General features: G+C 50.6%; 31 protein-coding genes and 1 tRNA gene. 9 read left to right on the top strand and 23 right to left on the bottom strand.

Annotated features, from left to right (window positions below; genetic code table 11):
- Positions 1-22: 22 nt before the first annotated feature.
- The 3 genes from ACKWMY_RS00635 to ACKWMY_RS00625 are packed head-to-tail and all read right to left on the bottom strand — an operon-like array spanning position 23 to position 1,103.
- Positions 23-481 carry a DUF2824 family protein gene (locus ACKWMY_RS00635; protein WP_409485733.1) on the bottom strand — a complete coding sequence of 153 codons (459 nt, stop codon included), beginning with the start codon at positions 479-481 and terminating at the stop codon, positions 23-25.
- Between the two features lie 47 nt (positions 482-528).
- Positions 529-924 carry a hypothetical protein gene (locus tag ACKWMY_RS00630; RefSeq protein ID WP_409485732.1) on the bottom strand — a complete coding sequence of 132 codons (396 nt, stop codon included), beginning with the start codon at positions 922-924 and terminating at the stop codon, positions 529-531.
- A 5-nt stretch (positions 925-929) separates the two neighbouring features.
- Positions 930-1,103, bottom strand: coding sequence for a hypothetical protein (locus ACKWMY_RS00625; protein ID WP_309047715.1), 174 nt, complete (start codon positions 1,101-1,103; stop codon positions 930-932).
- Positions 1,104-1,472: 369 nt separating this feature from the next.
- Here ACKWMY_RS00625 and ACKWMY_RS00620 point away from each other — a divergent pair, with 369 nt between their 5' ends.
- Complete coding sequence (locus tag ACKWMY_RS00620; RefSeq protein ID WP_409485731.1) at positions 1,473-2,300, top strand: phage antirepressor N-terminal domain-containing protein; 828 nt, start codon at positions 1,473-1,475, stop codon at positions 2,298-2,300.
- 88 nt (positions 2,301-2,388) lie between these two features.
- Here the strand turns inward: ACKWMY_RS00620 and ACKWMY_RS00615 are convergent, their stop codons facing one another.
- The 8 genes from ACKWMY_RS00615 to ACKWMY_RS00580 form a co-directional block, all read right to left on the bottom strand.
- The gene (locus ACKWMY_RS00615) at positions 2,389-2,916 is read right to left on the bottom strand and encodes a DUF4411 family protein (protein WP_409485730.1); all 528 of its coding nucleotides are present in this window, start codon (positions 2,914-2,916) and stop codon (positions 2,389-2,391) included.
- On the bottom strand, positions 2,916-4,085 hold the full coding sequence (locus tag ACKWMY_RS00610) for an ImmA/IrrE family metallo-endopeptidase (protein ID WP_409485729.1): 1,170 nt from the start codon (positions 4,083-4,085) through the stop codon (positions 2,916-2,918). The genes ACKWMY_RS00615 and ACKWMY_RS00610 overlap by 1 nt, the downstream gene beginning before the upstream one ends.
- Before the next feature lie 172 nt (positions 4,086-4,257).
- Positions 4,258-4,422, bottom strand: a complete 165-nt coding sequence (locus ACKWMY_RS00605; RefSeq protein ID WP_409485728.1) for a hypothetical protein — start codon at positions 4,420-4,422, stop codon at positions 4,258-4,260.
- 714 nt (positions 4,423-5,136) lie between these two features.
- Entirely contained in the window at positions 5,137-7,257 is a 2,121-nt protein-coding gene (locus tag ACKWMY_RS00600; protein WP_409485727.1) for a DUF927 domain-containing protein, read from the bottom strand.
- Positions 7,254-7,451, bottom strand: a complete 198-nt coding sequence (locus ACKWMY_RS00595; protein WP_309047717.1) for a hypothetical protein — start codon at positions 7,449-7,451, stop codon at positions 7,254-7,256. The genes ACKWMY_RS00600 and ACKWMY_RS00595 overlap by 4 nt, the downstream gene beginning before the upstream one ends.
- Entirely contained in the window at positions 7,441-7,728 is a 288-nt protein-coding gene (locus ACKWMY_RS00590; protein ID WP_409485726.1) for a hypothetical protein, read from the bottom strand. Before ACKWMY_RS00590 ends, ACKWMY_RS00595 begins: the two co-directional genes overlap by 11 nt.
- Positions 7,721-7,897 carry a hypothetical protein gene (locus tag ACKWMY_RS00585; protein WP_409485725.1) on the bottom strand — a complete coding sequence of 59 codons (177 nt, stop codon included), beginning with the start codon at positions 7,895-7,897 and terminating at the stop codon, positions 7,721-7,723. The genes ACKWMY_RS00590 and ACKWMY_RS00585 overlap by 8 nt, the downstream gene beginning before the upstream one ends.
- Positions 7,890-8,090 (bottom strand): host cell division inhibitor Icd-like protein, encoded by a 201-nt coding sequence (locus tag ACKWMY_RS00580; protein WP_409485724.1) that lies wholly within the window; start codon positions 8,088-8,090, stop codon positions 7,890-7,892. Before ACKWMY_RS00580 ends, ACKWMY_RS00585 begins: the two co-directional genes overlap by 8 nt.
- A gap of 133 nt (positions 8,091-8,223) precedes the next feature.
- On the opposite strand from ACKWMY_RS00580, the gene ACKWMY_RS00575 reads away from it, so the two are divergent.
- A complete protein-coding gene (locus ACKWMY_RS00575) occupies positions 8,224-8,418 on the top strand; it encodes a hypothetical protein (protein WP_309047721.1) in 195 nt (64 codons plus the stop codon).
- 210 nt (positions 8,419-8,628) lie between these two features.
- Here ACKWMY_RS00575 and ACKWMY_RS00570 read toward each other — a convergent pair whose 3' ends face one another.
- The 8 genes from ACKWMY_RS00570 to ACKWMY_RS00535 all read right to left on the bottom strand — a co-directional run bounded on the left by ACKWMY_RS00570 (position 8,629) and on the right by ACKWMY_RS00535 (position 13,545).
- Complete coding sequence (locus ACKWMY_RS00570; RefSeq protein WP_409485723.1) at positions 8,629-9,471, bottom strand: antA/AntB antirepressor family protein; 843 nt, start codon at positions 9,469-9,471, stop codon at positions 8,629-8,631.
- Positions 9,472-9,484: 13 nt separating this feature from the next.
- Entirely contained in the window at positions 9,485-9,904 is a 420-nt protein-coding gene (locus tag ACKWMY_RS00565) for a hypothetical protein (protein ID WP_409485722.1), read from the bottom strand.
- Positions 9,904-10,110, bottom strand: a complete 207-nt coding sequence (locus ACKWMY_RS00560; protein ID WP_409485721.1) for a helix-turn-helix transcriptional regulator — start codon at positions 10,108-10,110, stop codon at positions 9,904-9,906. The genes ACKWMY_RS00565 and ACKWMY_RS00560 overlap by 1 nt, the downstream gene beginning before the upstream one ends.
- Positions 10,111-10,260: 150 nt before the next feature.
- Complete coding sequence (locus ACKWMY_RS00555) at positions 10,261-11,286, bottom strand: DUF6387 family protein (RefSeq protein WP_409485720.1); 1,026 nt, start codon at positions 11,284-11,286, stop codon at positions 10,261-10,263.
- 145 nt (positions 11,287-11,431) lie between these two features.
- Complete coding sequence (locus ACKWMY_RS00550; RefSeq protein ID WP_409485719.1) at positions 11,432-12,646, bottom strand: tyrosine-type recombinase/integrase; 1,215 nt, start codon at positions 12,644-12,646, stop codon at positions 11,432-11,434.
- A 165-nt stretch (positions 12,647-12,811) separates the two neighbouring features.
- Positions 12,812-12,888: transfer RNA gene (locus tag ACKWMY_RS00545), tRNA-Arg, on the bottom strand.
- Between the two features lie 142 nt (positions 12,889-13,030).
- Positions 13,031-13,336 (bottom strand): hypothetical protein, encoded by a 306-nt coding sequence (locus tag ACKWMY_RS00540; protein ID WP_409485718.1) that lies wholly within the window; start codon positions 13,334-13,336, stop codon positions 13,031-13,033.
- On the bottom strand, positions 13,333-13,545 hold the full coding sequence (locus ACKWMY_RS00535) for a hypothetical protein (protein ID WP_024528451.1): 213 nt from the start codon (positions 13,543-13,545) through the stop codon (positions 13,333-13,335). Before ACKWMY_RS00535 ends, ACKWMY_RS00540 begins: the two co-directional genes overlap by 4 nt.
- Positions 13,546-13,773: 228 nt before the next feature.
- On the opposite strand from ACKWMY_RS00535, the gene folD reads away from it, so the two are divergent.
- Both folD and ybcJ read left to right on the top strand, forming a co-directional pair.
- The gene (gene folD / locus ACKWMY_RS00530) at positions 13,774-14,640 is read left to right on the top strand and encodes a bifunctional methylenetetrahydrofolate dehydrogenase/methenyltetrahydrofolate cyclohydrolase FolD (RefSeq protein WP_021805409.1); all 867 of its coding nucleotides are present in this window, start codon (positions 13,774-13,776) and stop codon (positions 14,638-14,640) included.
- A gap of 11 nt (positions 14,641-14,651) precedes the next feature.
- Positions 14,652-14,864, top strand: a complete 213-nt coding sequence (gene ybcJ / locus ACKWMY_RS00525; RefSeq protein WP_021180059.1) for a ribosome-associated protein YbcJ — start codon at positions 14,652-14,654, stop codon at positions 14,862-14,864.
- Between the two features lie 70 nt (positions 14,865-14,934).
- On the opposite strand, the gene ACKWMY_RS00520 is transcribed toward ybcJ, so the two are convergent.
- The 3 genes from ACKWMY_RS00520 to ACKWMY_RS00510 are packed head-to-tail and all read right to left on the bottom strand — an operon-like array spanning position 14,935 to position 17,725.
- Positions 14,935-15,648, bottom strand: a complete 714-nt coding sequence (locus tag ACKWMY_RS00520; protein ID WP_024528450.1) for an MgtC/SapB family protein — start codon at positions 15,646-15,648, stop codon at positions 14,935-14,937.
- Between the two features lie 8 nt (positions 15,649-15,656).
- On the bottom strand, positions 15,657-16,892 hold the full coding sequence (locus tag ACKWMY_RS00515; protein WP_024528449.1) for an MFS transporter: 1,236 nt from the start codon (positions 16,890-16,892) through the stop codon (positions 15,657-15,659).
- 11 nt (positions 16,893-16,903) lie between these two features.
- A complete protein-coding gene (locus ACKWMY_RS00510) occupies positions 16,904-17,725 on the bottom strand; it encodes an MBL fold metallo-hydrolase (RefSeq protein WP_409485717.1) in 822 nt (273 codons plus the stop codon).
- 367 nt (positions 17,726-18,092) lie between these two features.
- On the opposite strand from ACKWMY_RS00510, the gene ACKWMY_RS00505 reads away from it, so the two are divergent.
- Positions 18,093-20,270, top strand: a complete 2,178-nt coding sequence (locus ACKWMY_RS00505) for an extracellular solute-binding protein (RefSeq protein ID WP_409485716.1) — start codon at positions 18,093-18,095, stop codon at positions 20,268-20,270.
- A gap of 60 nt (positions 20,271-20,330) precedes the next feature.
- Here the strand turns inward: ACKWMY_RS00505 and cysS are convergent, their stop codons facing one another.
- Positions 20,331-21,716, bottom strand: coding sequence for a cysteine--tRNA ligase (cysS, locus tag ACKWMY_RS00500; protein WP_024528446.1), 1,386 nt, complete (start codon positions 21,714-21,716; stop codon positions 20,331-20,333).
- Positions 21,717-22,002: 286 nt separating this feature from the next.
- Here cysS and ppiB point away from each other — a divergent pair, with 286 nt between their 5' ends.
- The 4 genes from ppiB (at position 22,003) to purK (ending at position 24,950) form a co-directional block, all read left to right on the top strand.
- The gene (gene ppiB / locus ACKWMY_RS00495) at positions 22,003-22,497 is read left to right on the top strand and encodes a peptidylprolyl isomerase B (protein ID WP_024486088.1); all 495 of its coding nucleotides are present in this window, start codon (positions 22,003-22,005) and stop codon (positions 22,495-22,497) included.
- A 10-nt stretch (positions 22,498-22,507) separates the two neighbouring features.
- Positions 22,508-23,230, top strand: a complete 723-nt coding sequence (locus tag ACKWMY_RS00490; RefSeq protein WP_309046894.1) for a UDP-2,3-diacylglucosamine diphosphatase — start codon at positions 22,508-22,510, stop codon at positions 23,228-23,230.
- Between the two features lie 131 nt (positions 23,231-23,361).
- Positions 23,362-23,886, top strand: coding sequence for a 5-(carboxyamino)imidazole ribonucleotide mutase (gene purE / locus ACKWMY_RS00485; RefSeq protein ID WP_024486090.1), 525 nt, complete (start codon positions 23,362-23,364; stop codon positions 23,884-23,886).
- Positions 23,883-24,950, top strand: a complete 1,068-nt coding sequence (gene purK / locus ACKWMY_RS00480) for a 5-(carboxyamino)imidazole ribonucleotide synthase (RefSeq protein ID WP_409485715.1) — start codon at positions 23,883-23,885, stop codon at positions 24,948-24,950. Before purE ends, purK begins: the two co-directional genes overlap by 4 nt.
- Positions 24,951-25,056 lie beyond the last annotated feature (106 nt).

Raw genomic sequence — 25,056 nt, 5'->3', positions numbered from 1 at the left:
AATATCAAACATAGCGTGATCCCTATTGAGAGTGTTTGGAAAGAAACTCCGTCAACTCATCACGAGTGGCGGCATAGAACGTGACGTCATCAACGCCTTTGAAATACTTCTTGATAGTGCCCACGCGCTGCAGGCCGATCATGGCGCAGTAGATTTGGCCGTGGCGGAACTTCCTGGCGGCGAACGAGGTAACGCACTGGACGCTTGTCTGGCTGAGGATAAAGCGCCAGAACGCCAGACCTATCGCCTTACTGAAGCCCCGTTCTTCTTTCAGGAACATGGCGTGACAATCGAATGTTAAAGGCTGTATTTCGTGGTAGTAGACAATGCCGCCAAACTGGCCATGCACATGTACTTCGAAATAGCGGCACTCTGGCCGGTAGTCATAGCCATCACCGTTGTTGCTACCGGCGATAATGTCCGGGTGATTACCAACAGCCTCTATCACATCGATGTTTCGCGTAGGGACAAATGTGATCATCAGTCGATTACCTCTTGGCGCTCAGTGGCCTTGCTGAGAAGACCCCTTCAATGCCTGACATCGCCATAACCCACCATTTCGATCCACTCAGCGATATAACCAATTAATGTTTGCCACATCGCAGCGCCAAACTCCGACAGTAATCCGCTTTCTGTTATTCCCCTCTCCAGCAAAGTGATAGCGAATAACTGCCAGGTATCCCCATGCTCACGTTTCAGTATTGGAAATAAATAAGCGTCAATGAGCTCTGCGACATCCGAGGGAGTGAGTGGCGTTTCAACATGGCGGCCACCGGGTGTGATGATCAGCAAAGACTCTTGCCCATGGTTTGCCACATTCTCCACAGCGACAGCGCAAGCCACATCACGAAGGATGTGGGCAACTTGCTGGTTAATCCTCAAGCCACTGTCATTGGCACCGCCGTGATCCACTATGCTGGGCATAGGGCTCAACCTACAGCCATATTGCTGAGTGCCTTGCCAACCAATCCACGCGCAATCTCATGAATACTTGGCGTAATGCCCAACGGTGATTTCTGTTTTTCCTGACGTTGAATCTGAAGGATCGCCGACATCTGCTCACCAGATAAAAGCACCGGTTTAACACTTGCTTTCGCTGCCATAGCAACAACCTCACTGGTTATTAATCCAGTAATTAGTATTTCATTAAATGGGATAATTGCAATTTATATTGCAAAAAATGAAATGATATATTTCGATCATTGAGATCGAATTTGCTGGTGGTTATGCAAATCACTTCAAGAATGAGTGAATGCGGGTCTGCTACAACAAGGTTGCAGGGTGGGGAGATACTTGATGAGCGAATGGTCAATCTCATTGAGTTCAAAAAAGATACTTAGATCTCACTTTTGTTACACACATTAGAAAATATGTTCACTTAATGATCATTTGTGGTCAGTATTACATCGATCTGAACATACAATCGATACAACCAAGGCCACTAAGGAGACACTCACCACGGAGGTATTAACATGGCCCATTTAGCGATCAGCGTTCCTTTTCACGGTTCAACCCTCTACATCATCAAACACCAAGGAAAACCTTACGTCCCATTGGAACCTATCGTAAAAGGCATAGGTATGGATTGGGCTTCGCAACTCACTAAGCTTAAACGGCGATTTGCTTCAAGCATTGTGGAAATCACAACGGTTGCTGAAGATGGTAAACCCCGCACGATGATCTGCTTGGCTTTGCCTAAACTTGCTGGATGGTTAAACACTATCAGCCCCAACAAGGTTAATCCTGGAATCCGTAACAAGGTGATCTTGTGCCGAAAAGAATGTGATAATGTTCTACATGAATATTGGGCAAGGGAAGAAGTTATCACTCCCTCCAAAGTAAAGAATGACGGATTCAAGAAAATCACTATCGAGCAACAGGAAGCCATTGAGCAATTAGTAACGGCTCGTGTGAAACCTATCCAAAATGAGAATCGGGAAAAAGTACAAAACACGTTATGGGAAGCATTAAAATCCCACTTCGGCTGTTCATACAAGGAGATTGGTGAAGAGCAATTTATAGAAGCACTGTTATTGGCAGCTCATATTCCACTTGATGAAAAATACTGTCCTCGTGAAAGTGTACCTATCACTCCCTCTCTTCTCCCTATAAATTGTGAGGTACTAGTCAGAATTGAGAATGGCGTTACAGTTAGCACAAAGCTTGTTCCAAAAGGCTGGTACGTCGGTAGTGTTAAGTCACTGTTACAGATGATGGAACATAACGGTGTTGTAATATTGATAGATAAAAAAGCGCAAAAAGACTTTGTAAAAGAAAAGGTTATGCAACATCTTAACTAACCGATGTTTATGTGCCATCCTGCAAAGTAAAGAACTTGTGTTTCCAGTTACTCATAGAAGAGAACCCGGCTCGGGGCCGGGTAGAAAATTAGAGCGAACGTATTTTCCAGTCTGTTGAAAAATCCAAGTCTCTTAGTAGCTGATAAACATTACAGCACTGTACCCCAAACTTACTACAGACATCAGGCACTTTCCTATTTGCTCTTGTTTTGCTTGGCTTTGGTGTTTCATTAGTAACTACAACACGGTTCCTGATGTCTTTCATTGCGTATGCAATTAAAAAAGGATCTTTACCAATTTTCTCTATCTCAAGATCCGACAAGTCTTCGGCATAACCATCGCTAACGACCTGATGAAGGATGCCTGCATCAAAATCCTCTGGAAGCATAATGTGCGTTTTATTTATCTTGTGGTGGACCCATTTAGCATGGATGTCACTTTCACCCCCCTTAATCTCATCAATTATCTCCCGCGGCATTTTTAGTCTCCCACTTGTTGCGTGGAATAAAATCCATTCCCAGAACTCAGGGACTCTTTTTTGCGGGTAGTAATAATCATGTGCATGGATCAAGATGTTAGCATCTAGTAGATATAACTTGCCCCTTTCTTCAGACATTATAATCCCACCATTCGAGCGACATTCCCAGGGCTAACGCCTAGAACTTTCCCTGCTTTCGTTTCGGTTATCACCCCTTCTAGAATGGAGTTTTTGACAACCTTTAAAAGCGCGCTACCAGTCTTATGACGCTTTGTAACATAGAATGTGCCTGATGATTTTTTATCATCTGGCTTTTTTACCTTGCTCTGAAGCCACAATTCTTTGAAGTGACTAGATGCTTTTTCCCAATCAGCAAAGCTAATTTTTCCATCGCGAAAAAGTCGATAAGCTATCAAAGAGGCGCTCACATTATAAAATGCAGATCTCTCGTGAATAACTCCAAGGATTTCTTCAAAATCAGATGAATCCTCTATTCTTACAGTAGATAGATCTTCCGCAGGCAAGAGAATGTTGCTAGCTACATCATTACAATACTTCTCTATTTTGTGCTCAATGCCGGAATTACTAATTCCTGTCTCACCAATTAAAATATGAGCCAACTCATGGAGTAGCGTGAAACTCCAAGCCATTTTAGAATCATTATCGTTGATCACAATAAATGGGGCGATATTATCAGCTATCGCAAAACCTCTAAAATAGCTTGTACTGACAGATGAATGGTGACTGCCTAGGTTACCAATCAATAGTATGAAGACGCCTTGGTCTTCAACTTGCTTTCTGAGATACCCCATTGCGTCATGAGCATTTAGTTGGATTCTAAATTCAGAAGTGCTTATATTGAACCTTTTCTTAATATAAGAGCAAGCAACATCAACCTCTGGCAACCCTTTTAGCTGCCCAACATAATCTTTACTTTCTGCATCATCTGAATCAATCAATGCCTCTCGAACAATGCTTTGCCGAACGAAGATATCTCTAACAATCGCATCCACATTACCATTAGCCTCAATGGGCATTGAGTCTATAGCGGTTCTATAGTCCTCCCCCTTTTTTTGAATAACAGGAGGCCTAGAAAGATAGAATGTGAGAAGAGGGCGATGATATAGCTTGGCGATCTCACCAACTTTTTTGTTCGTTGGCACTTTTTCCCCTGACTCATAAGCAGACAAAATAGAAGCCCCTGACTGCTTTGAGCTTTTCAGATTCAGCTTTTTTGCAGCCTCATCCAAGCTCAAGCCAGAGTTTTCTCTTGCCCATTTAAGTATTTCAGGATTTGGCTTAGCCATAATCTCCACCAAGTAAAAAACGCCCACTATCACAAGTTCATTGTTGTGCACGAGTGATCGGACGTCAATCCGTTTTTTCCTGTTTTGCACTGTAGGCATCTGCACAAAACTTGCCCCTTAACCAGCCTTATCTTGGGCTCAGCAATCTTAGAGCTTGAGAACTCTCTGTTAATCAGCGACAAACCTTCTTAGACTGACTCACTGAGCCATCATTACAGACAAATTTCTCACCAGAGCAGTGTGAGATGCCGCCTTTCTTGCCTGAGCATGGGGTGTTGGCTGCTGTAACTGTGAACGCAAACAACGATAGACATACAGCTAAAATTATTCTTTTCATGATCCGTTCCTTCGAATACCAAACATTAGTACGTCTACAGTGTTCCATACTCGGTTTTATTGCTATATCAAATTGCTCGCCTTTTGATCAATGACACAAAAAAGCCTGCTAGATCGCAGGCTTAGTTATAATAACGCAATAATATATCAACGTGACTATTCTATTCCTGTGGCACAAATGAGATTAAACAATATTGTCTCGTTGTAATCGTCAAATCGATCTTGAACCAGTATCCACTTCAACACATCCACAGCCTCACGCTGGTGGAGCGGGCGGATCTGCGACAACCGGCCAGCAAAATAATCCTCACGGTCATAACAATATTGCTCACTATCTATCATGGTATCGCCATATAGTTCCTTGTAAGCCGCCTGATGCATACCGAAGAACCAATCCCAAAAACTCCACACCCTCACCACGTCCGAGAGCGTATGAGGCTCTGGAAGCGTATCCCTGCCCCCTAGGCTCTGTGTTGACGTTCAGCCACACGCTGTTCCCAATTCATCGAACGGGTTTTCCACTTACTCCACTAGTTTTCTGGCTTGTGATTAGGGTCTCCAGCCAGAAACACAATAATTTGCTGGTTCAAAACCGGCATTTGTTGGTTCAGTGTTGGTTCAATATGAAAAATAATTACGTTTAAAAACAACCATCTTTGCATATTGAACCAACTGAACTAACTGAACCAACATGTTTTTATCTCATGTAGATTTTTTATTCCTCTGACTGATTACCCTCCGGCAGGTGGTGGATCACGTAAACGTTGATTTGCCGCCCATCAATGCGCGGTGATTTCCGCTGATAACCCCGCCCACTGGCTGGTGGTGTCAGCATCCCGGCATCTGCCAGCGCCTTGGCGAAATGCTTAGTGTTGAACCCTTGCGCTATCTCACCCTCAAACGCTGCCGGAAACGTGTAGAACACCATGGCGTCACAATCACGCTTACCTTTATCCCGGTACCCAGCCAAGTCACGAATAGGCATATCCTGAGGGTCATAGGGCAACGGCGCGTACCGACTCAAACCGTAGGCATTCAAGAAGGCCTCTGCCTGCTCGATAATCTGCTGGTGCTCTTTGTTGCCGGTACCGAACTCTTTGATCCAGGCGTTGAAGTTGTGCTGTATCGCGTCCCGGCATTCCTGCACATCCCAACCCGTTACCACACAGCCCAGCACTAAGGCAGCTTCCAATACAGCAAAGCGCGCGGCCACCCGGTGAACCTGTTCGCCGTAATCTGCTGGTATCAGTGAACGCCAGCGGCTTTCCGCCTCTCTCACGGCGGCAATAGCCCCCTGCTGATGATCGGCAAGGTACTTGATCCAGAAGCGCCCAGCCGCCCCGTAGTGGCTCTGGTAGGCATCTTTCAAAGCGTCGGCGTGTGCCTTACCGTTTGCCGTGCCGTGGAACTGTTGCGCCTTTTCCAGCGGGATATTCAGCAAGCGTACCAGTTGGCCCGCTTTCACTTTGCGGCCAGCGGTAGCGATGAAAGTTTCAATGTCCATTTCCCCGGTGCTGAGTGCCACAGTACGCCAGCGCTTTAGATCTCGGTTGCCGCCCTCTTTGGCCCCTTGTAGCTTACCGACACCGTTAAACAGGGTGTAGGCCGATTTCGCCACACTATCCGGATCAGCGCCTTGCCCCACCTCATCAAGCGGCATCAGGCCGTCGTTATGCGCTGCGGCCTCGTTGGCTATCCCTAGCGCTGTGCCGAACCAGGTTAAGCGTAGAGCATCCGGCTCTCCGTACAGACTACTGGCAAGATTGGCGGTGGTAGTCTTACCCGCGCTTGATTGTTCGTAGAAGTGAATGCCGAACCCATCAACACCAGCCAGCCCGATAAGTGGGGCGGCCAACGCCGCACCGATACCCGCCATCATCGACGGATTACCACGGGACAAACTCGCCACCGAATCACGCCATCCCTCTGGCGTTCCTTTCACGGTGTACCCGGCAGCGGCAGCACTGCGGCCGTTGAACAACACGGGCCTTTCTGGCGTGCCGATGATCTCCCCGTCCGGCATGATGTATGCCCCGCATTGCCAACCTGTAGCCTGTGCCACACGCCAGATTTCACGGGTGCCACTATTTTGCATCCAGTCGGCCAGGATTGCCCTGAGGGAGTTTTTCGTAGTCACGTTCACGCCACCAGCCTTGAGCGTTCGCCAACCCTCCCGCTCACCAATATCGGCCAGGGGGACCGCGGCGGTTGTAGGGGAACTTTCGCCCACTGGTAGCCAGCGGATAATCAGGTATTGATCTTTGTCGTCCCTGCCGGTGCCGATCACTTCCAGCGGTGAACATAGCCAAGACTCATCGTTGACAATATCCCCATTTTTTTCGACTTTCGGCACGATCTGAAAAATGCCGTCTTTCCTGCTTTCAACACGTGGTTTTAATTCATCCCGATTGCTGTTCTGTACTTGACGCTGATTGGTCACCGGCAAATCGATCACCACATTTTCCCCGCGTTCTGCCTCAGTTTTTAACCTGGCCAGGCTCTGCGTCCAGTCCTCCAATAGCTCAAGGGATTCGGAATAAAAACGGGCCTCCATGACACCGGCCAGCGCCAGGTAGTGGGCTATTGCCGTGATTTGCAGTTGCTCCAGTGCGCCAGCGCGGTAAACACGAACACAGCGACGACCATCATCGACTATGCGCAGGTTTGCCAAGTTCTTAAGCTGCTCGGGTGCCAGCACGATCGGTGGCACCGTATCACCGGCCTTATTGTTGTCCTGCCAGTCTCTTGCGTGTATCCAGGCATCCGCACCGGCGAAAATGATCGCCTCCGCAAAGGCATCTGCAGGCAGATATGTAAGATTTGGAGCGGCTTTCATTGCTGTTCACCCCGCATCGCTGTTTCTTCACCAAGCCAGGCAGCAACACAGCTTGATAAGTCTTTAGCCATGTTGATAGCCACCTCAATTTCACAAGGAGCCATGTCCTCCACCTGCCTGGATAACATCATCAGAATAACTTCGGCTTGATATGCCTTCTTGTTGGCTTCGGCCAGTGTGATTTCATGCGCCATGAGAAGCCCCCTTATCGTTCAGTAAGGCTTGCAAATGGCCCTTAAGGCATTCGTAAAGAGGGTTGCCATGGTTCAGTGTCTCGATAACCCGCAGAATGTCGGTGATCTGCTCGTTGGATACCAGGCTGTAACCTCGCTTATCCAGGTAATCAGCAAAACCGGCGCTACTGGTTAGCATCTCGCTTACTTCAGCGGTTCTCACATCGCCGATAACACCGTCACGGTAGGTCAGCAAGACACGGCAGTCTGGCGCTGGTGGGTTGGCAATATCAAACATGGTTGACCTCCAAATCCAGTGCGTTACGGGCTATATCCTCAATCATGGAAACCAGCTCATTAGCAAGTTGACGCTGTTCAGCCCCATCGGTAAGGAATTGGGCAGCACCGGCCAGCGCAACGATTTTCGCCAGCGTGTCAGGCATATCGATCGCAGGTTGATTACGCATGGCGCACCTCCTGAACCGGCAGGCGGGCAGAAAATGACAAGATGAAGTGAGGGGCCAGTACTTGGCGGGCTTCTCGTTCGGTGTGTGCCTCTACGGACATGCGGCAAGGCTTGGCGTTACAGTCTGAGCGTGATATCGCCAGAAAGCGATACTGAAATTTAGGGTGAGTTTGGTTACACTGCGGCTTAGCCATAGCGTTAGTCTCCATAACGTTACTGGTTAGACGCCCTGGTAGTGTTCCACCACTCCAGGGCGTTGTTTTTATAGATTCCACCGTGTTAAGGTGTGTACCTATTTCAATTGATACTAGTCCAATAGGTACACACATGTCAACGATAATACAGAGGGATAAACAGCCAAAAGGTGGCGGTAAAGCTCCTGCCTTCCAGGTCAGAATAACGCCTGAACTAAAGGCGCAATTTGAGGTTGCCGCCTCGGATGCTGGTATGAGTTTGGCTAACTGGATGAAGACGCTAGGGCGCAAAGAACTTGAACGCCTGGGCATTGAACCAAAGGGATGATAACCATCTCCCCACTCCCAAAGGGCGGCATTCGCAGTGCTGCCCTTTTTCATTGGTACTGAGCCACCAGTTAACCGGCTGCGCATGTCTAGTTTTGTGAGGTTCCAGGCATTACAAATGTCAACTTTTGACAACAAATTGGCGGCTTCCACCATAACATTTGATAACAGGCCAGCCAGGGGAAAGGCTTCTTTCTTGTTGAAACTGTAGCTATGCATGGTCGGCCCCGAGGCGCTTCGCCATCCAACGTTGAGAGAGGCGACTCAGTTCAGCTTTACGCTGGTCGTAAGCTATCCCCATGTCAATCAGCGTTATGTTGGTACTTTCCAGATAGGTGAGGTGATCCAGTTGCTCCGCGCTCATGTTGTCACGCGGATCACCATCAACATCATTTGCCTGAGCCCACTGCTTGGCCGTCATACCGCCCAAGACAATGCGAGCAATCATATTGCTTTCGTTGGTGTAGTGCTTCTGTGAGGCCTGCTTACCCTGTTCAACATAGGCAGCGTCTAAAGCGGCACACATCGCTTTGAACATATTGGCGGCACTAATGCGGGTCTTGAGCTGGTGGCGTAAACGTGCGGCTATCTCTGGAACGCTGCGGTGTAATTCTTGTTCACACTGGATAAAGTAACGACGAACGGCGCGGCCCTGCTCGTTGCGCTCTACCATTGCCAGTTCTTTAGCCATGTCCAGAGTAATTAGGTAGTCTTTTTCAGGGCGGCCACGCTTTGGATTAAACACCCATTCCGGTGTTAATTGGTCAACGCTTGTACTTTGGTTCCTGAAATCGAAGGGATCAGACTCGACGTAATCAGTCGTGTTTATAAAGCCGTACTCGTCCACCCGCGCATTAAACCAACTGGAAAAGACACGCCCTACGCCGAGAGCTTTATGCAATGCCTTGGCGCTCACAATATTACTTTCACGCCCACCAATTCGACCGGAGATAACCGGTACAATGGATGCAAAATCATTACCGTTAATAATGCCGTAACTTTCTTTTGGGTGAGTTTGTCCCCGGCCAGTGTTGGCCGTATTTTTCATATTCATCGTTTAGGCTCCGTTAAACTGCTGCTGTAGTTTCCGGGTAAAGATTCAGGATACGGTTGATTTCATGCTGGCTTACCTGTGGATGCCCCTGCTGCTTTGCCCTTGCATTGACTAGGGAAATAATGCGCTGAGCATCACAACGGTTGGCAATACGGTAGCGGTAATGGTTCCCGATGCCGTCTGGGTTCTGCTCGCTGATACGCTCCAGGCGGATACTCAGTCGGCGTTCTATCTCGCTGGCATAGTTCCGGCCAGAAGAAAGGCGACAGTAGAAAAGGATATCGTTTTCAGTGAAACCAGCGTGACCGCTGCGCAGCATGAAAAGACGAGCGCGGTGCTTTTTCGGCATTGCCTTTGCATAGGTGGTGGCGGTATTATCGGAGGCGCTAACCTGTCCGACAATGCCCGCCTCTGTGCGGGTTTTCTCTTGCATTACGCCGCCTCCCCGCGAGATTCAGCAATGCGCTGCTTGATCCACTCGTCGATCTCAGTTTCAACAAAAGCAATTGAGCGAGTGCCAATTTTCACGGACAAGGGGAAGCGCCTCTGGCTCATAAGACGATAAATCCAAGCTTTGCTGTAGCCAGTGCGGCGCTGTACTTCTGGAAGGCGGATAAATGATTGTGCTGTTTGCGGCATGTAGCCCCCTGTTTCTTTCTATCGTCGCTGGTGGACGGTGGTAGATGTCAGGAGCCATTTTCATTACTACGGTAAAGCAACTGAAGGGAAGAAAAAAAACTTTTTCGTACCGGAAGAAATTTTCATTTTTTTCTTCCGGTATAATCTTTGCTAACTTCCTTCCGCCAATACCTTTCTTAGCAAATTATGCAAGTAACCAGTCCTCATTACCTCTTTCGCTAAAGGGATAAGCGTTTTCCTTACTTTTTCAGTCGCATCTATATCAAACTCATCAAAATAAACAATGTCAGCATATTGCTTCATTGTAAGATTGGCACCTGTAAATAACGAAAGTATTTTTAAATCAAGGTAAGCTAACAACCTGAGCGAATACCATTTTTTAATATGATTAGACTTTATAACGCCATCTGAAAATATATGGTATGGAGTAGAGCTATCGGCAAAAAGAGGTAATGCCCTTACCTCTTTAAGCCAACCTTTAAAAGCATCAATTAAAATATCATCGGGCGTATTAACATCAATGACGGCCCATACTCTTTGATTAAGCCCAAGCGTAGGCCACCCATACCCATCAGGTATCTCTCTTACCTTTTTAAGGTCATCCCCTTTAGCCTCTCTGTTTAGAATTTTACAAATTACTTTGTTATATTTATCATCATTCATCCCACCAAGAAGACATCCACCAACGTTATCTAAGGCTACTTGCTTCATATCAAAGAGTGTAATCGGTGTTTGTAGTTGCCAGCCATTGGCATATTTCAAGTCTTCCTGAAATATGTTTACATTGTCCCCTGAAATTATACGAGTAACGACATAAAGCAAATCTATTTGGTCATCATGTATTCTTTCCTCTTTCTCCTTTAAAAAAACATCTTCCGTTACGAACTCATAGCCCGCAGACAAGTAGTCTTCATAAGTTTCATTCATAACCTCATCAATGTTTTCTAATATAGATAGTGCTTCCATTCTTTTTTGGAAAGAAAGGTAATACTGAATAAGCTCAAAATCCTTAGTTATTTCGTCATATTTTTTCACATCTATTATATTGGCAATCTCTTTCGCAGTAAGTTTCTGCTCACGCAAAATAGTGAAAAATTCACTGGTTGACTCTGTTTGTTCTTCGATTTCAAGCAACTGCTGACTTAGATTATCAATGCTCTTAGGAATACTTACCATCACGCCACCTCACGCCCTCTAAGTTTTGGCGGCTATGCCAGCCCGTAGAGGTGTACGAGTTTTCGGGGATCAGCCTAGACATAGCCTATTCTTTGTTCGTATATCTAAGTCTACTGCGGTCTAGTTACACTGTCTATACATCCAGTCATGCGCGTTGTCCAAATGAGGCTTGCACAACATTCCCACCACGCTCCAGGCTCTCCATATAATCGGCATACCACTGAAGCATCTCCCGGCGCCCATCCAGGTACTGAGCATGGTTATAGGTTCCCCGGATACTGTTCTTATCGACGTGGGCCAGTTGGGTTTCAATCCAGGCGGTGTTATAGCCCTGTTCGTGCAGGATGGTACTCATGGTGTGGCGGAAGCCGTGACCGGTTGCTCTACCGTGATAACCAATACGCTTTATCACTTGGTTAATACTGGCCTCGCTCATCGGTTTAGTGCTGTCATTCCGACCAGGGAAAACCAGCTTAAAGCGTCCTGTCATTTCTTCGAGCTGGCGGAGCAGAATCAGAACTTGTTCAGACAATGGCACCAAGTGCGGGCGGCGCATTTTCATTCTGCTCTTAGGGACTTCCCAAAGCCCTTTATCCAGATCGAATTCCGCCCATTCAGCAGCACGAAGTTCAATGGTGCGAACGCCAGTCAGTAGTAATAGCCGGGTCGCAATTTTTGTTATTGGACTGCCGGTGTACTCATTGAGGCATTGGAGAAACTCTGGGAACTCTGTCGCAACCAGGTGGGGGTAATGTGTATGCTTCTGGATGGCGAGCGCTCCAGCTAATTCGCTGGCCGGGTTGTTCTCAGCCCTGCCAGTGACGATGGCATAACGGAACGTCTGGCTACAGGCTTGGCGAATTTTGCGCATCTTATCGAGAACACCACGCTTCTCTAACTTGCGCAGAGCCTCTAAAACTTCAAGGGGTTTGATATCGGCAACAGGTCGTTTCCCAATATAGGGGAATATGTCTTTTTCGAAGGACTCCATCAGATCTTCGGCATAGCCCTTAGACCAGTTCGGCACTTTGTAGGCGTGCCACTCTCTGGCCAGTGCTTCAAATGTGTTTTCAACGCTCACCTTCTTAGCCTGTTTCTCTGACTTCTTCTCTTCACCAGGATCGACACCAGCAGCCAACAGTCGTTTAGCTTCATCACGCTTGGCTCTGGCATCAGCGAGTAGTACGTCTGGATACACGCCTATGGCTAAAAGCTTTTCTTTTCCAGCCACGCGATACTTCAGACGCCAATAACGGGCACCGGTCGGATTAACGAGCAAATACAAACCACCACCATCAGAAAGCTTGTAGGGCTTGTCCTTGGGCTTGGCGGTGTCTACTTGGCGGGCATTTAACTTCATTGGGGGTACCCCACTTCATTGAACCTGGACATACCACCAGACATACCCCCACATGCATGTAGATTTCAGTAGAACTAGGTAGACGGTGGGATACGGTGATATCAGCTGTATCAGGCATTATAGAGGGGTTTAGTAGATTTGAGTAGACGTTGGGAGAAGTAAAAATGGTACGCCCTACAGGGCTCGAACCTGTGACCTACGGCTTAGAAGGCCGTTGCTCTATCCAACTGAGCTAAGGGCGCATTGAAATGCGGATGCGGCAACCGAGGTTGCGGAGTTGGATTATACGGTCAGAGGTTATTGAGTCAATGCCTTTTGACTCTGTGGTGGTGGCAGAGGTGCTTTATGGCGATTTTTCGCACACAAAAGCTATGATAAGTCACCCTAACGCAATGATCTGGCTACGCTAATCCCCTGCCACAATACCGTCTCATCAACCCCTTGTGGTTCAACCGTGGGTGCCAATGGGCGTGGGTTTGCCCTCTGCCCTGCTTTTTGCGACATACAGGCACGTGCCGATCGCACCACGGCGTTGATATCCCCCCAATCGGCCTGCGGGGCATTTAGCACATTACAGGTCTGCGCCAGCATTGCCCTAGGCAATTCACTGGCTGCCAAGGTATTCATCGATGCCTGACAAAGTGGTGTAGCAAGCAGCAATACCAGCACTAAAGGAACGCTACGCATCATTGGTGGCCCCTTTTATACCACTGCGCCATACGCTGACTCCAGGAAGGGCGGCCCTCCTTCGGCTTACAAAGCCGATGTAATGCCTGCAACAACGCCACCTGCGCCGGATGCAGGGAGGAATCAAACACCGTTTCACCAATATGCCGCTGTTCATCTGCTGTATTTCCACCAGGTTGATGCAATGGATAGAGCCGAGTAATCGTCTGCATGATCCTGCCTCCATAGACCCCAAACGCCAGGGGCAATGGGTAAAGCCTAAAAGACTGGAGGTAAAAAAAGCGTAGAGGATCATTCCGTTGGTGTAAAAAATGTATAAACCGCTACGCAATCGTGTGCTTATTCTCTGCATTAACCCGATCGAAAGCCTGACAGCGCGCCTCTCTTCTGCCAAAATAGCGCCATCCCCCGCTTTTCTTAAATGATGGATTTCCTCACTGATGGCAGCAAAGATTATTGATGGCAAAACGATTGCGCAGCAGGTTAGAAACGAAGTGGCTGAGCAAGTGAAACAACGTCTGGCGGCCGGCAAGCGTGCGCCGGGCCTGGCGGTGGTACTGGTTGGTGAGAATCCGGCTTCGCAGATTTATGTCGCCAGCAAGCGCAAGGCCTGTGAGGAAGTGGGCTTTATTTCCCGCTCTTACGATCTGCCCGCCTCCACCACCGAGCCTGAACTGCTGGCGCTGATCGACAAATTAAACGCCGATAAAGAAATTGACGGCATTCTGGTGCAGCTCCCCTTACCAGCAGGCATTGATAACGTGAAGGTGCTGGAGCGCATCAGCCCGGATAAAGACGTAGACGGTTTTCATCCTTACAACGTCGGCCGCCTGTGTCAGCGCGCACCTAAACTGCGCCCTTGTACCCCACGCGGCATTGTCACCCTGTTGGAACGCTACAACATCGATACCTATGGCCTGAACGCCGTGGTGGTGGGTGCCTCCAACATCGTTGGCCGCCCGATGAGTATGGAGCTGTTGCTGGCCGGGTGTACCACCACCGTCACGCACCGCTTTACCAAAAACCTGCGTCACCACGTCGAAAATGCCGATCTGTTGATCGTTGCCGTGGGCAAACCTGGGTTTATCCCAGGAGATTGGATCAAACCGGGTGCGATCGTGATCGATGTCGGCATCAACCGCTTGGAAAGTGGTAAAGTAGTCGGCGACGTAGACTTCGAAGCCGCAAGCGAACGTGCGGCCTTCATTACTCCGGTTCCAGGTGGCGTCGGCCCGATGACCGTTGCTACACTGATCCAAAATACCTTGCAAGCCTGCGAGGAATTTCACGACGTTCAACCTAACTAAGTTAAGGCAGTATGGAAATTTTTAATCTGGAAGGTCACCCTCATGTCGAACTGTGCGATCTGCTGAAGTTCCAGGGCTGGTGTGACAGCGGCGGTGCCGCGAAAGAAGTGATCGCCGAAGGGCAGGTCAAAGTAAACGGTCAGGTCGAAACGCGTAAGCGCTGCAAGATCGTTGATGGCCAGAAGGTCAGCTACAAAGGCATGAACGTCACGGTTAAAGCCTGATTGTTCAAGCGCCAGCAAAAAAATGCCGGGTCGGCTAAGCTACCCGGCATTTTTGATCCACTCAAACCCGCTAATGCTCCAATGCGACGAAGCACACGTGTTGCATAGCGCGCAGTGAGCCATACAGTTCGTCCAGGGTCGTCCTTTTCCTTACCGTCAGCTTAAAGTTAACTTCAATCTTGTGTTTTTTGACGTCACGTATGGTCATTGCATCAATCAGGTTTCTCTGCTGATTAAGCTGGGCCATCAGGCTGGCTAGCCCTGCCTGCTCATCAAGTATCAGCCGTACTTTGACCTTCCCCAGATATTGATTCCTCGATTGCAGCAGGAAAATATAGGGGCTGATCTTTATCGCCAGTAAAAACAGTGCGGTAGCCAAGAGTGCGTGCAAATAAAAACTGGCTCCACAGGCAATCCCCACTCCCGCCGATGCCCACACGATCGCGGCGGTCGTCAGACCGGAAATGGCGTCATCACGCCGGTGCAAAATCACCCCAGCGCCCAGGAAGCCCACCCCACTGATAATTTGTGCGGCCAACCGCATGGGGTCGCTGCGAATATTGACGGAGATCTCGGCGTAATACTCCGCAGACTGAATCGACACCACCGTTAATACGCAGCTGGCGACGGCAATGATCACGCAGGTTTTAAACCCAACGGGCTTACCCTTGGATTCACGTTCCAGACCAATCACGCCCCCCAGAACAAACGCCGCGACTATCTTGCCTACCGTCGCCAGATGGAGCGGCCCCAACCCGCCCAGCACCGATAACCAGCTGTCCATGTTGTTTCCTATTGCTTCGCGGGTTTCATTGCCGCCGGTGTTTTCTGTTTAGAAAGATCGTCCTTGAAGAAAATAAAGAAGAAGACCGAAACAACGCCGGCGATAATCGCCGAGAACAGCCAGAAGCTTTCCCACTGCGGTAACGCCTGTGGCCCCTGCTCCGTCACCGTGCTGTTGAAGATCTGGCCGCAAATGGTGGACGCGAACAGCAAGCCAAAACCATTGGAGACGATAAAGCGCAGACTCTGGGCCTGGGCTTTGATTTCGGGCCGTGCTTTACGGTCAACATAGATATCCCCCACCGTAAAGAAGAAGTCCCAACAGAAGCCTTGCAGCATCAGGCCAATCAGGACAAACGTCATGTTGGCGTCAAGTGCAGCCTGGGAGAACAGCACCGAGCGGATGATCCAGCACACCGCGCCCATCATCAACGTCACCTTGAAGCCCGCTTTCAGTAGGAAGAACGAAAGCAGGAACATAAACACCACTTCGCAGGCGATCCCTACCTGCATCATGGAGGCGGCGTTATCAAACCCGAGCGCTTTGAGGAATACCGGAATATAGGCGGAATAGGCCGTTTTGGGGATCATCAACACAAAGATGCTCAGCATCAGAATGGAGAAGTTACGATCTTTAAATAGCGACAGCGCATCCAGGCACAGCAGATCGCGCAGGGTGAAGGTGCTGCCCTTGGCCTTCGGCGGTGTATCCGGCAAAGTAAAGCAGTACAGCCCCAATGCCACCCCAGCGGCCGAAGCAATGTACCAGGTCATGGTATCGCCGGAATATCCCATCTGCCCGATGATGAAACCTATCGCCATAAAACCGAAGGTGCCAAACACGCGGATCACCGGGAAATACTTCACGCCGTTGATATGGCTAAAGCTGATGCTGTTGGCCAGCGCGGTAGTCGGATAGAACAGCAACCCGACCAGGAAGATCATCACCAGCGTCATGGTGGTGTCCTGCGCCTCGATAAACTGTGGCACACAAAGGATCACCCCGGCGTTGATCAGGTGCAGGATCGCCATGACTTTCTGCGAAGCAAAGAAGCGGTCTGCGACCATGCCGATAAACAGCGGCGAGAGTATGGTTGCCAATCCCAGCAGCGCATAAGATGAACCGATAATGGCGGCCATGCCGTAGGTGCTCAGCACCAGGCCCATCGTCATATTCCAGGCACCCTGCATGAAATACTGCACAAACATCATGATCAGCAGGCGAGGAGTCTTGTTAAAGTCCATGAGTTATCCCCCTATGCCACGTTAACGGTCAGGCCGTCATACGCAACGGTGATGTTTTTATCGCGGCAGGCCGCCACCAACTCCTCATGCAGCAACTTGCCGCTGTGAGAAATATGCGACACCACGATCTGGCTGCCGGCATGCAGGCACTCCATCGCACGCAGTTTCTCTTGCGCGGCAAACACGGTTTCCAGGCTCATATGGTTATCGGTGCGATCGTCGCCGTTGAAACCGTAAGTGCATTCCAGCACCACCAAATCCAACGCTTTGCCCTGTAGCCACTGCCAGGTGAGTTCCGGGAACCAGCCCGAATCATGGCCATAGAAAATCGTCTGCCCGTCTTTTTCGATCACATACACGTAGCAAAGCTCCCACTTGGCGTGGTTGGCCAGCAGCGGTGTGATCTTGTAGCCATGGCTTTCTACGGTGACGAAAGGCACCAGGCAGTGAAAACCAAAGCGCTGTTTGCTGTAGCCCGGCAATACCGCAGCACAGCCGTTGATCGCTCGATCGTTACCAAAAATCTCCAATGGATGGTCGATATTGAAACCATAACCCTCCATGCGGCTAAACAGCTCACCGACGTTGAAATGGTCTGGATGAGTGTGAGTAAACAGCAGGTCGGTGATACCACTTGCGTCCAGCCCATCACGCAACAGCTGTTGACTGAACTCCGGGGCGACGTCGATCAACATCACATCATCAATAATCGCCGAAGAGTGGGTACGCAGATCTTTCCCCTTGAGAAAACGGGCCTGTTGGCAATGTTCACAGCGGCAAAACGGATTGGGGACCCCTTCAGATGCAGCCGATCCCAGGAAATGTATTTTCATTTTTTATCCTTTTTATTCAGTACATTACTGACCTATTGCTCCTATCCCCTTCGTTAATGTGGTCGACGAAAGTGATTTTGGAACGTGTCAATCATAGTCTTGAGGGCAAAAAACGGTTAATACTGCAATGAATATTGGTGATCTGCTTCAAAAATTTAATTTAATATTTATTAAAATCAAACAACTAAAAATAAACATTGGTAATTATTACGTTTTTCATCAATTTTGTGGCACTGGATTAATTAAGGACAAATAACAACCACCTAATGATGGAACGATCCAAATTTTATGCTTGAAGAGAAATCGAGATAGCGAAGCGCCCAAGCCGGTGTTAGCATCAAAACAGGCGGCTCAAAGCGGTGGGAAAATGGCAACTATCAAGGATATAGCGAAGCTGGCGGGGGTATCACACGGCACCGCTTCCAACGTGCTCAACGGGCGCGGCAATGTCAGCGTTGAAAAGATCGAGGCGGTCAAACAGGCTGCCCAGCAAATGGGTTATCAGATCAATGCCCAGGCGCAGTCGCTACGCGCCAGCAAAAGCAGTGGCGTTGCGCTGATCCTGCCCGATATCAACAGCGAGCAGTATCACCAGCTCTACCGTGGGCTTCAGCAATCATTACGATCTTCTTTCCCGGGCGATCTGGATTTGTACGTCACTAACGATCTGCCCTCTGCCGAAAGGGATATCTTGCAGACGCTGGCCGCAAAATCCTACCAAACCATCGTTACCGTCTCCTGCCTTGCCGACAGCGAAAGCTATTATCAGACGCTAAGGCTGCCAGCGGAGCAGATCCTGTTTGTCTATCGCCATCCAGCGCAGGCCAAGGTCACATTCAGCCTGAACTTTTGCCAGGCGGGCCAGGCCATTGCCAGCGAGATCGCCCGCGAACAACCCGCGCACGTTGGCGTGCTATGTGAGCCCCTCGCTTATACTAACGGCCAGTGTTTTGTCGAGGCATTGAAAGATACGCTGGCACAGTTAAGCCCATCGACCCAGTTAACGGTCGTTCCGTCACCGGCCAGTGAATGTCACACCGCCGCTTTTGCTTTTTTTGCTGGCCAGCCGCCACAGCTACTTATTGCTCAAGACAGTGAAAAAGCCCGTTGCCTGACGCAGGCGGCCTATCTGGGTAGCGCAGCACCCTGCCCACCGATCTGGCAACTCAGCGATAACGAACCCGCCGTGGTAGCCAATCAGTACCACTATCAGATGGATTACGCCCGGCTGGGCCTGGAAATTGCCCGATATATCTGCGGATTGGCAACACTGGCCGATGAGCTGATACTGGATAGCCGTGGCTTTGCTCTGGACGTTCAACCCATGCCCGCCGTTTCTGAGCAGGGTGAAACGCTGAACATGCTGATCTTGCCTAGCCCCTCGACCGATGCGCTGAAGAAGCTGTTGCCGCATTTCTATCGTCAGACCGGTATCAAGGTTAATCTCGCGGTTTATCCTTACGATGAAGTGTTTGAGATCCTCTCGAATCTGCATCTGCATCCTTATTACGATTTGCTGCGTATCGATATGGCCTGCCTCCCCTGGTTTGCGGAAAAGGCCCTCACGCCGTTGACAGAGATCGCGCCAGCACTACCAGAACTGCTGGAAAACTTCTCGGCAGAGGTTGGCCATCATTTCAGCCAGATTGACGGCAAAGCCTATGCGTTGCCGTTTGATGCCAGCACCCAGTTGCTGTTCTATCGCCGAGATCTGTTCGAAGACCCCACGGTCAAACGCATGTTCTATGAGAAATCGGGCAAAGAGCTGAAGATCCCGACCAGTTTCGCCGAGTTTGATGACATTACGGCCTTTTTCACGGCGACTCATCAATCCGGCAACCCGCAACGTCCGATAGGTTCATCAACGACTCTCGGGAGTTCCGGGTTAATTGCTACCGAATATCTACTGCGCTATTACGCGTTAGGTGGGCGGCTAGTGCACCAAGACAAACCGGTGCAACTGGAGGCAACCTTGGCCATCGAAGCGTTGCGGCAATATCAGCAACAGCTTACCGTCACCACCAATCTCAACAGTGAATGGTGGAATGCTGCGGTGGCCCAGTTTGAGCAAGGCCAGTTGGCGATGCTGATCATGTATATGAATCTGTTCAACGACGTCGCCCACAGCCCTCTATCACCGGCGATTGGTTACGCGCCAGTTCCTGGCAACATGCCGCAGATGGGCGGTGGCTCGTTAGGCATGTCTCGTTTCAGTGATAAGAAGGCGCAGGTAGAGCAGTTCTTCCGTTGGCTGTATTCGGCTGAAATTACCGAGCATCTGGTGCTGTTGGGCGGTAACAGCGCCCACCGCAGCATCTATCAGAACCAACGCATTCTGCATCTCTATCCGTGGTTTAACCTGCTGCGAGATAATCCTAGTATCGGCATCCGTGAATCTCGGGGTTTACAGGGCGAGTTGTTTAACCTGCGCCATGCGGAGATCATTATCGGCCAGGGCGTGACCAACGTCGTGAACAAGATAATGGATCCGCAGCAAGCTATTGATTACATCAACCAGCGCCTGCTCAGCGAAGCCCATGCTTAAGGCATAAAAAAACCGGGAAGCCACAGCAACCCGGTTTTATTAACTTAATAAGTTCTTAGTTTACTTACGACGCCAGCTAGTCCCTTGCGGGCCATCTTCCAGCACGATATTCATCTCGTTCAACCGATCGCGAGCGGCATCTGCCAGCGCCCAGTCTTTGGCGGCACGTGCGTCGTTACGCTGTTTGATCAACGCTTCAATCTCTGCCACTTCCGAGTCGTCCGCTTGCGCACCACCTTGCAGGAACTGTTCTGGCTCCTGTTGCAGCAGGCCCAATACCTTGGCCAGTTTACGCAGCTCTGCCGCCAACCCATTCGCCGCCGCCATGTCTTCGCTCTTCAGACGGTTTACTTCACGCGCTAAATCGAACAACGCGGAATAGGCTTCTGGGGTGTTGAAGTCGTCGTCCATGGCTTCACGGAAGCGCGCTTCAAACACTTCACCGCCAGCAGGTTGCGCATTGGCATCGGTGCCACGCAGTGCGGTGTACAAACGTTCCAGCGAGGCGCGCGCCTGCTTGAGGTTATCTTCGCTGTAGTTCAGTTGGCTACGGTAGTGGCCAGACATCAGGAAGTAACGCACGGTTTCGGCGTCGTAGTAGCCCAGCACGTCGCGGATGGTAAAGAAGTTGTTCAATGACTTGGACATCTTCTCTCTGTCGATCATCACCATCCCGGAGTGCATCCAGTAGTTGACGTACGGACCATCATGCGCACAGCTGGATTGGGCAATCTCGTTCTCGTGGTGCGGGAACATCAGATCGGAACCACCGCCGTGAATGTCAAAATGGGTGCCTAGCTGTTTGCAGTTCATGGCCGAGCATTCGATATGCCAGCCTGGGCGGCCTGGGCCCCACGGCGATTCCCAGCTTGGTTCGCCCGGCTTGGACATCTTCCACAGCACGAAATCCATCGGGTTGCGTTTCACGTCGTCGATTTCCACACGTGCACCGGCTTGCAACTGCTCCAGATCCTGGCGGGACAGCAGGCCATATTGCGGATCGCTATCGATGGAGAACATCACGTCGCCGTTGCTGGCCACATAGGCATGATCGCGCGCCAACAGGCGTTGGGTGATCTCGATGATTTCTTCGATATGGTGGGTGGCACGCGGCTCTTGATCCGGGCGTTCGATCAGCAGCGAATCGAAATCGGCGTGCATCTCTGCCAGCATACGCGTGGTCAGTTGATCGCAGGTTTCGCCGTTTTCTGCCGCGCGGCGGATGATTTTATCATCCACGTCGGTCACGTTACGCACGTAGTTCAGCGAATAGCCGAGGTAACGCAGGTAGCGCGCTACCACGTCAAAAGCAACAAAGGTACGCCCGTGGCCGATATGACACAGGTCATAAATGGTTACCCCGCACACGTACATACCGACTTTACCGGCATGAATGGGCTTAAATTCCTCTTTTTGACGACTCAGGGTATTAAATATCTTTAGCATCAGGGCTGTCCGTGGTGTGCGTGATAACAAACATATCCGCATATTGAAACCCGAAGGCTGCTCTATTGCAAGGTCAAGCCCAAGGATTGCTGAATTGATCGGCAGAAAATTGCGTGAGATCGGAATTAACCCAATCCAGACCAAGACAACAACACGTGTATTTCTGCCGCTGAACTGCCACCCTAGCCACTGCTGACTGATTAATTGAGATATGTTATAAAGTCGGTCTGATTGCTCACACGCCTTCCTATGTGACAGCTCATTTCATCTTGCTAGGACTAAAACTATGGTTACTTTCCACACCAATCACGGCGATATCGTTATCAAGACCTTTGCTGACAAGGCACCGGTTACCGTTGAAAACTTCCTGAACTACTGCCGTGAAGGCTTCTACAACAACACCATCTTCCACCGTGTCATCAACGGCTTTATGGTTCAGGGCGGTGGTTTTGAACCTGGTATGCATCAGAAAGACACCAAAGCAACCATCAAGAACGAAGCTAACAACGGCCTGAAAAACACCCGTGGCACCCTGGCAATGGCTCGTACCAACGATCCACACTCTGCCACCGCCCAGTTCTTCATCAACGTGGTGGATAACGACTTCCTGAACTTCCGTGCTGAAAACTCCCAGGGTTGGGGTTACTGCGTATTTGCCGAAGTGGCAGAAGGCATGGACGTGGTCGAGAAGATCAAAGCGGTAAAAACTGGCCGCAGCGGTATGCACCAGGATGTACCGGTTGAAGATGTCGTGATCACCAGCGTTACCGTCAGCGAGTAATCGCGGCTGCATGAGCACGCTGTTCATCGCAGACCTGCATCTATGCGCACAGGAACCGGCAATTACTGCCGGTTTTCTGCGTTTTTTGCAGCGAGAAGCCGTTCACGCCGACGCATTATACATTCTGGGCGATCTGTTCGAAGCCTGGATTGGTGATGATGACCCCGAGCCGTTGCATAGCGAAATTGCCGCCGCACTCAAGACGTTGCACCAGGCTGGAGTCCCCTGTTACTTCATTCACGGCAACCGCGATTTCCTGTTGGGTAAGCGCTTTGCCAAGCAGAGCGGTATGATCCTGCTACCTGAAGAGCAGGTCGTTGAGCTGTATGGCCGCAAGATCCTGATCCTGCATGGCGATACCCTATGCACCGACGATCAGGCCTATCAAGAATTCCGCAAGAAAGTTCATAACACCTGGATCCAACGTGCTTTTCTCGCGCTCCCTCTGCGCTGGCGCTTGAAGATCGCCGCTAAAATGCGTGCGCGCAGCCAACAAAGCAACCAATACAAATCCACCGCGATTATGGACGTCAACCCGCAGGCCGTTGAGCAGGCCATGTTGCGCCACAACGTCCACTGGATGATCCACGGCCACACCCATCGCCCGGCAATCCATCCGCTGGCATTACCAAACGGAGAAGCCCATCGCGCGGTGTTGGGAGCCTGGCATACACAAGGCTCAATGATTAAAGTCACGGCAGATGCCGTCGAACTGATCGAGTTCCCCTTCTAGGCCGTTTTCACGCTTTTGATGGCAAAAACCGTCGACGCAACCGTTTTCCTCGCCCTGTACCCATGGTATGCTCTACGCCCTCATACGGCCTGCCAGCCGACGTTTGTCCACATCACAGGAGCCATGCACTCATGGGAGCCACCGCTACTTCAGCCGCCAACGCTGGGGTTAAAATCGCAATCGTAATGGGTTCAAAAAGTGACTGGGCCACAATGCAGTCCGCGGCCGAAGTTCTGACCACGCTGGATGTCCCGTTCCATGTCGAAGTTGTCTCCGCCCACCGCACGCCGGATAAGCTGTTCAGCTTTGCCGAACATGCCAAGGCCATGGGTTTTGACGTGATCATCGCCGGTGCCGGTGGTGCTGCGCATTTGCCAGGCATGTTGGCGGCCAAAACGCTGGTTCCAGTGCTGGGTGTGCCGGTACAAAGCGCCGCATTGAGCGGTGTCGATAGCCTGTATTCCATTGTGCAAATGCCACGTGGCATTCCGGTGGGTACGCTCGCCATCGGCAAAGCCGGTGCGGCCAACGCCGGGTTGCTGGCAGCACAAATTCTGGCGCTGCACGATGCCGGGCTGGCACAGCGGTTGGCGCAGTGGCGTCAGGCCCAGACCGACGAGGTGCTGAACCACCCGGACCCACGGGAGGACGCATGAAGCCGGTTTGCGTACTGGGTAACGGCCAGTTAGGACGTATGCTGCGTCAGGCTGGTGAACCACTGGGAATTGCAGTTTATCCTGTCGGCCTGGATGCCGAGCCGGAAGCGGTGCCCTATCAAAATGCGGTGATCACCGCAGAGATCGAACGCTGGCCAGAAACCGCCCTGACCCGCGAATTGGCGACGCACAATAACTTCGTCAACCGCGATATCTTCCCGCGTTTGGCCGATCGCCTGACACAGAAGCAACTGCTCGATCAGCTTCATCTTGCTACCGCCCCTTGGCAATTGCTGGCAAATGCTGGCGAATGGCCGCAGGTGTTTGCCACCTTGGGTGAGTTGGCGATCGTTAAACGCCGCGTGGGTGGTTATGACGGCCGTGGCCAGTGGCGTTTGCGCCCGGGCCAAGAGGCGGAGTTACCGGCGGATAACTATGGCGAATGCATCGTTGAGCAGGGGATTAATTTCTCTGGCGAAGTGTCGTTGGTGGGCGCTCGTGGTCACGATGGCCAGTCGGTATTCTATCCGCTGACTCACAACCTGCACGAAGAGGGCATTCTGCGTACTAGCGTAGCGCTGCCACAGCCCAATCCGGCGTTGCAGCAGCAGGCCGAGCAGATGTTGGCTGCGATCCTCGATGAGTTGAACTACGTAGGCGTGATGGCGATGGAGTGCTTTATCGTCGGCGACAGCCTGCTGATCAACGAGTTGGCTCCGCGTGTCCACAACAGTGGCCACTGGACGCAGAACGGCGCTTCCATCAGCCAGTTTGAGCTGCATTTACGTGCCATCCTGGGGCTGCCGCTGCCTAAGCCGGTGGTGAATACGCCTTCCGTGATGGTCAACCTGATCGGCACGGCGGTGAATCAGCAATGGCTGGGCCTGCCGCTGGTACATTTGCACTGGTATGAGAAAGAGGTGCGTGAGGGGCGTAAAGTGGGTCACCTGAATCTCAACGATCCCGACGCAGCTTCTTTGCAACAGGCGTTGCAGGCGTTAGCACAGCTGCTGCCAGCCGAGTACCAAAGTGGCTTGGCCTGGGCGCAGCAAAAGCTGGGGTGATCTTGTGGGGTGATAGGCATTTAATCTCGGTGTATTCCCCTCACCCTAACCCTCTCCCACAGGGAGAGGGGACTTACCGTGCCACAAATTAACTACGGTATTCATC

The sequence above is a fragment of the Serratia sp. J2 genome, assembly GCF_046269175.1.
In the GTDB taxonomy this organism is placed as follows: domain Bacteria; phylum Pseudomonadota; class Gammaproteobacteria; order Enterobacterales; family Enterobacteriaceae; genus Chania; species Chania fonticola_C.
Note: the sequence above shows the minus strand (reverse complement) of the source record. Positions and strands in the feature narration are given on the sequence as shown.

Excerpts from the sequence above, each read along its gene's own strand:
- ACKWMY_RS00635 (WP_409485733.1), bottom strand. The coding sequence starts at position 481 with ATGATCACATTTGTCCCTACGCGAAACATCGATGTGATAGAGGCTGTT.
- ACKWMY_RS00630 (WP_409485732.1), bottom strand. The coding sequence starts at position 924 with ATGCCCAGCATAGTGGATCACGGCGGTGCCAATGACAGTGGCTTGAGG.
- ACKWMY_RS00625 (WP_309047715.1), bottom strand. The coding sequence starts at position 1,103 with ATGGCAGCGAAAGCAAGTGTTAAACCGGTGCTTTTATCTGGTGAGCAG.
- ACKWMY_RS00620 (WP_409485731.1), top strand. The coding sequence starts at position 1,473 with ATGGCCCATTTAGCGATCAGCGTTCCTTTTCACGGTTCAACCCTCTAC.
- ACKWMY_RS00615 (WP_409485730.1), bottom strand. The coding sequence starts at position 2,916 with ATGTCTGAAGAAAGGGGCAAGTTATATCTACTAGATGCTAACATCTTG.
- ACKWMY_RS00610 (WP_409485729.1), bottom strand. The coding sequence starts at position 4,085 with ATGGCTAAGCCAAATCCTGAAATACTTAAATGGGCAAGAGAAAACTCT.
- ACKWMY_RS00605 (WP_409485728.1), bottom strand. The coding sequence starts at position 4,422 with ATGAAAAGAATAATTTTAGCTGTATGTCTATCGTTGTTTGCGTTCACA.
- ACKWMY_RS00600 (WP_409485727.1), bottom strand. The coding sequence starts at position 7,257 with ATGAAAGCCGCTCCAAATCTTACATATCTGCCTGCAGATGCCTTTGCG.
- ACKWMY_RS00595 (WP_309047717.1), bottom strand. The coding sequence starts at position 7,451 with ATGGCGCATGAAATCACACTGGCCGAAGCCAACAAGAAGGCATATCAA.
- ACKWMY_RS00590 (WP_409485726.1), bottom strand. The coding sequence starts at position 7,728 with ATGTTTGATATTGCCAACCCACCAGCGCCAGACTGCCGTGTCTTGCTG.
- ACKWMY_RS00585 (WP_409485725.1), bottom strand. The coding sequence starts at position 7,897 with ATGCGTAATCAACCTGCGATCGATATGCCTGACACGCTGGCGAAAATC.
- ACKWMY_RS00580 (WP_409485724.1), bottom strand. The coding sequence starts at position 8,090 with ATGGCTAAGCCGCAGTGTAACCAAACTCACCCTAAATTTCAGTATCGC.
- ACKWMY_RS00575 (WP_309047721.1), top strand. The coding sequence starts at position 8,224 with ATGTCAACGATAATACAGAGGGATAAACAGCCAAAAGGTGGCGGTAAA.
- ACKWMY_RS00570 (WP_409485723.1), bottom strand. The coding sequence starts at position 9,471 with ATGAATATGAAAAATACGGCCAACACTGGCCGGGGACAAACTCACCCA.
- ACKWMY_RS00565 (WP_409485722.1), bottom strand. The coding sequence starts at position 9,904 with ATGCAAGAGAAAACCCGCACAGAGGCGGGCATTGTCGGACAGGTTAGC.
- ACKWMY_RS00560 (WP_409485721.1), bottom strand. The coding sequence starts at position 10,110 with ATGCCGCAAACAGCACAATCATTTATCCGCCTTCCAGAAGTACAGCGC.
- ACKWMY_RS00555 (WP_409485720.1), bottom strand. The coding sequence starts at position 11,286 with ATGGTAAGTATTCCTAAGAGCATTGATAATCTAAGTCAGCAGTTGCTT.
- ACKWMY_RS00550 (WP_409485719.1), bottom strand. The coding sequence starts at position 12,646 with ATGAAGTTAAATGCCCGCCAAGTAGACACCGCCAAGCCCAAGGACAAG.
- ACKWMY_RS00540 (WP_409485718.1), bottom strand. The coding sequence starts at position 13,336 with ATGATGCGTAGCGTTCCTTTAGTGCTGGTATTGCTGCTTGCTACACCA.
- ACKWMY_RS00535 (WP_024528451.1), bottom strand. The coding sequence starts at position 13,545 with ATGCAGACGATTACTCGGCTCTATCCATTGCATCAACCTGGTGGAAAT.
- folD (WP_021805409.1), top strand. The coding sequence starts at position 13,774 with ATGGCAGCAAAGATTATTGATGGCAAAACGATTGCGCAGCAGGTTAGA.
- ybcJ (WP_021180059.1), top strand. The coding sequence starts at position 14,652 with ATGGAAATTTTTAATCTGGAAGGTCACCCTCATGTCGAACTGTGCGAT.
- ACKWMY_RS00520 (WP_024528450.1), bottom strand. The coding sequence starts at position 15,648 with ATGGACAGCTGGTTATCGGTGCTGGGCGGGTTGGGGCCGCTCCATCTG.
- ACKWMY_RS00515 (WP_024528449.1), bottom strand. The coding sequence starts at position 16,892 with ATGGACTTTAACAAGACTCCTCGCCTGCTGATCATGATGTTTGTGCAG.
- ACKWMY_RS00510 (WP_409485717.1), bottom strand. The coding sequence starts at position 17,725 with ATGAAAATACATTTCCTGGGATCGGCTGCATCTGAAGGGGTCCCCAAT.
- ACKWMY_RS00505 (WP_409485716.1), top strand. The coding sequence starts at position 18,093 with ATGGCAACTATCAAGGATATAGCGAAGCTGGCGGGGGTATCACACGGC.
- cysS (WP_024528446.1), bottom strand. The coding sequence starts at position 21,716 with ATGCTAAAGATATTTAATACCCTGAGTCGTCAAAAAGAGGAATTTAAG.
- ppiB (WP_024486088.1), top strand. The coding sequence starts at position 22,003 with ATGGTTACTTTCCACACCAATCACGGCGATATCGTTATCAAGACCTTT.
- ACKWMY_RS00490 (WP_309046894.1), top strand. The coding sequence starts at position 22,508 with ATGAGCACGCTGTTCATCGCAGACCTGCATCTATGCGCACAGGAACCG.
- purE (WP_024486090.1), top strand. The coding sequence starts at position 23,362 with ATGGGAGCCACCGCTACTTCAGCCGCCAACGCTGGGGTTAAAATCGCA.
- purK (WP_409485715.1), top strand. The coding sequence starts at position 23,883 with ATGAAGCCGGTTTGCGTACTGGGTAACGGCCAGTTAGGACGTATGCTG.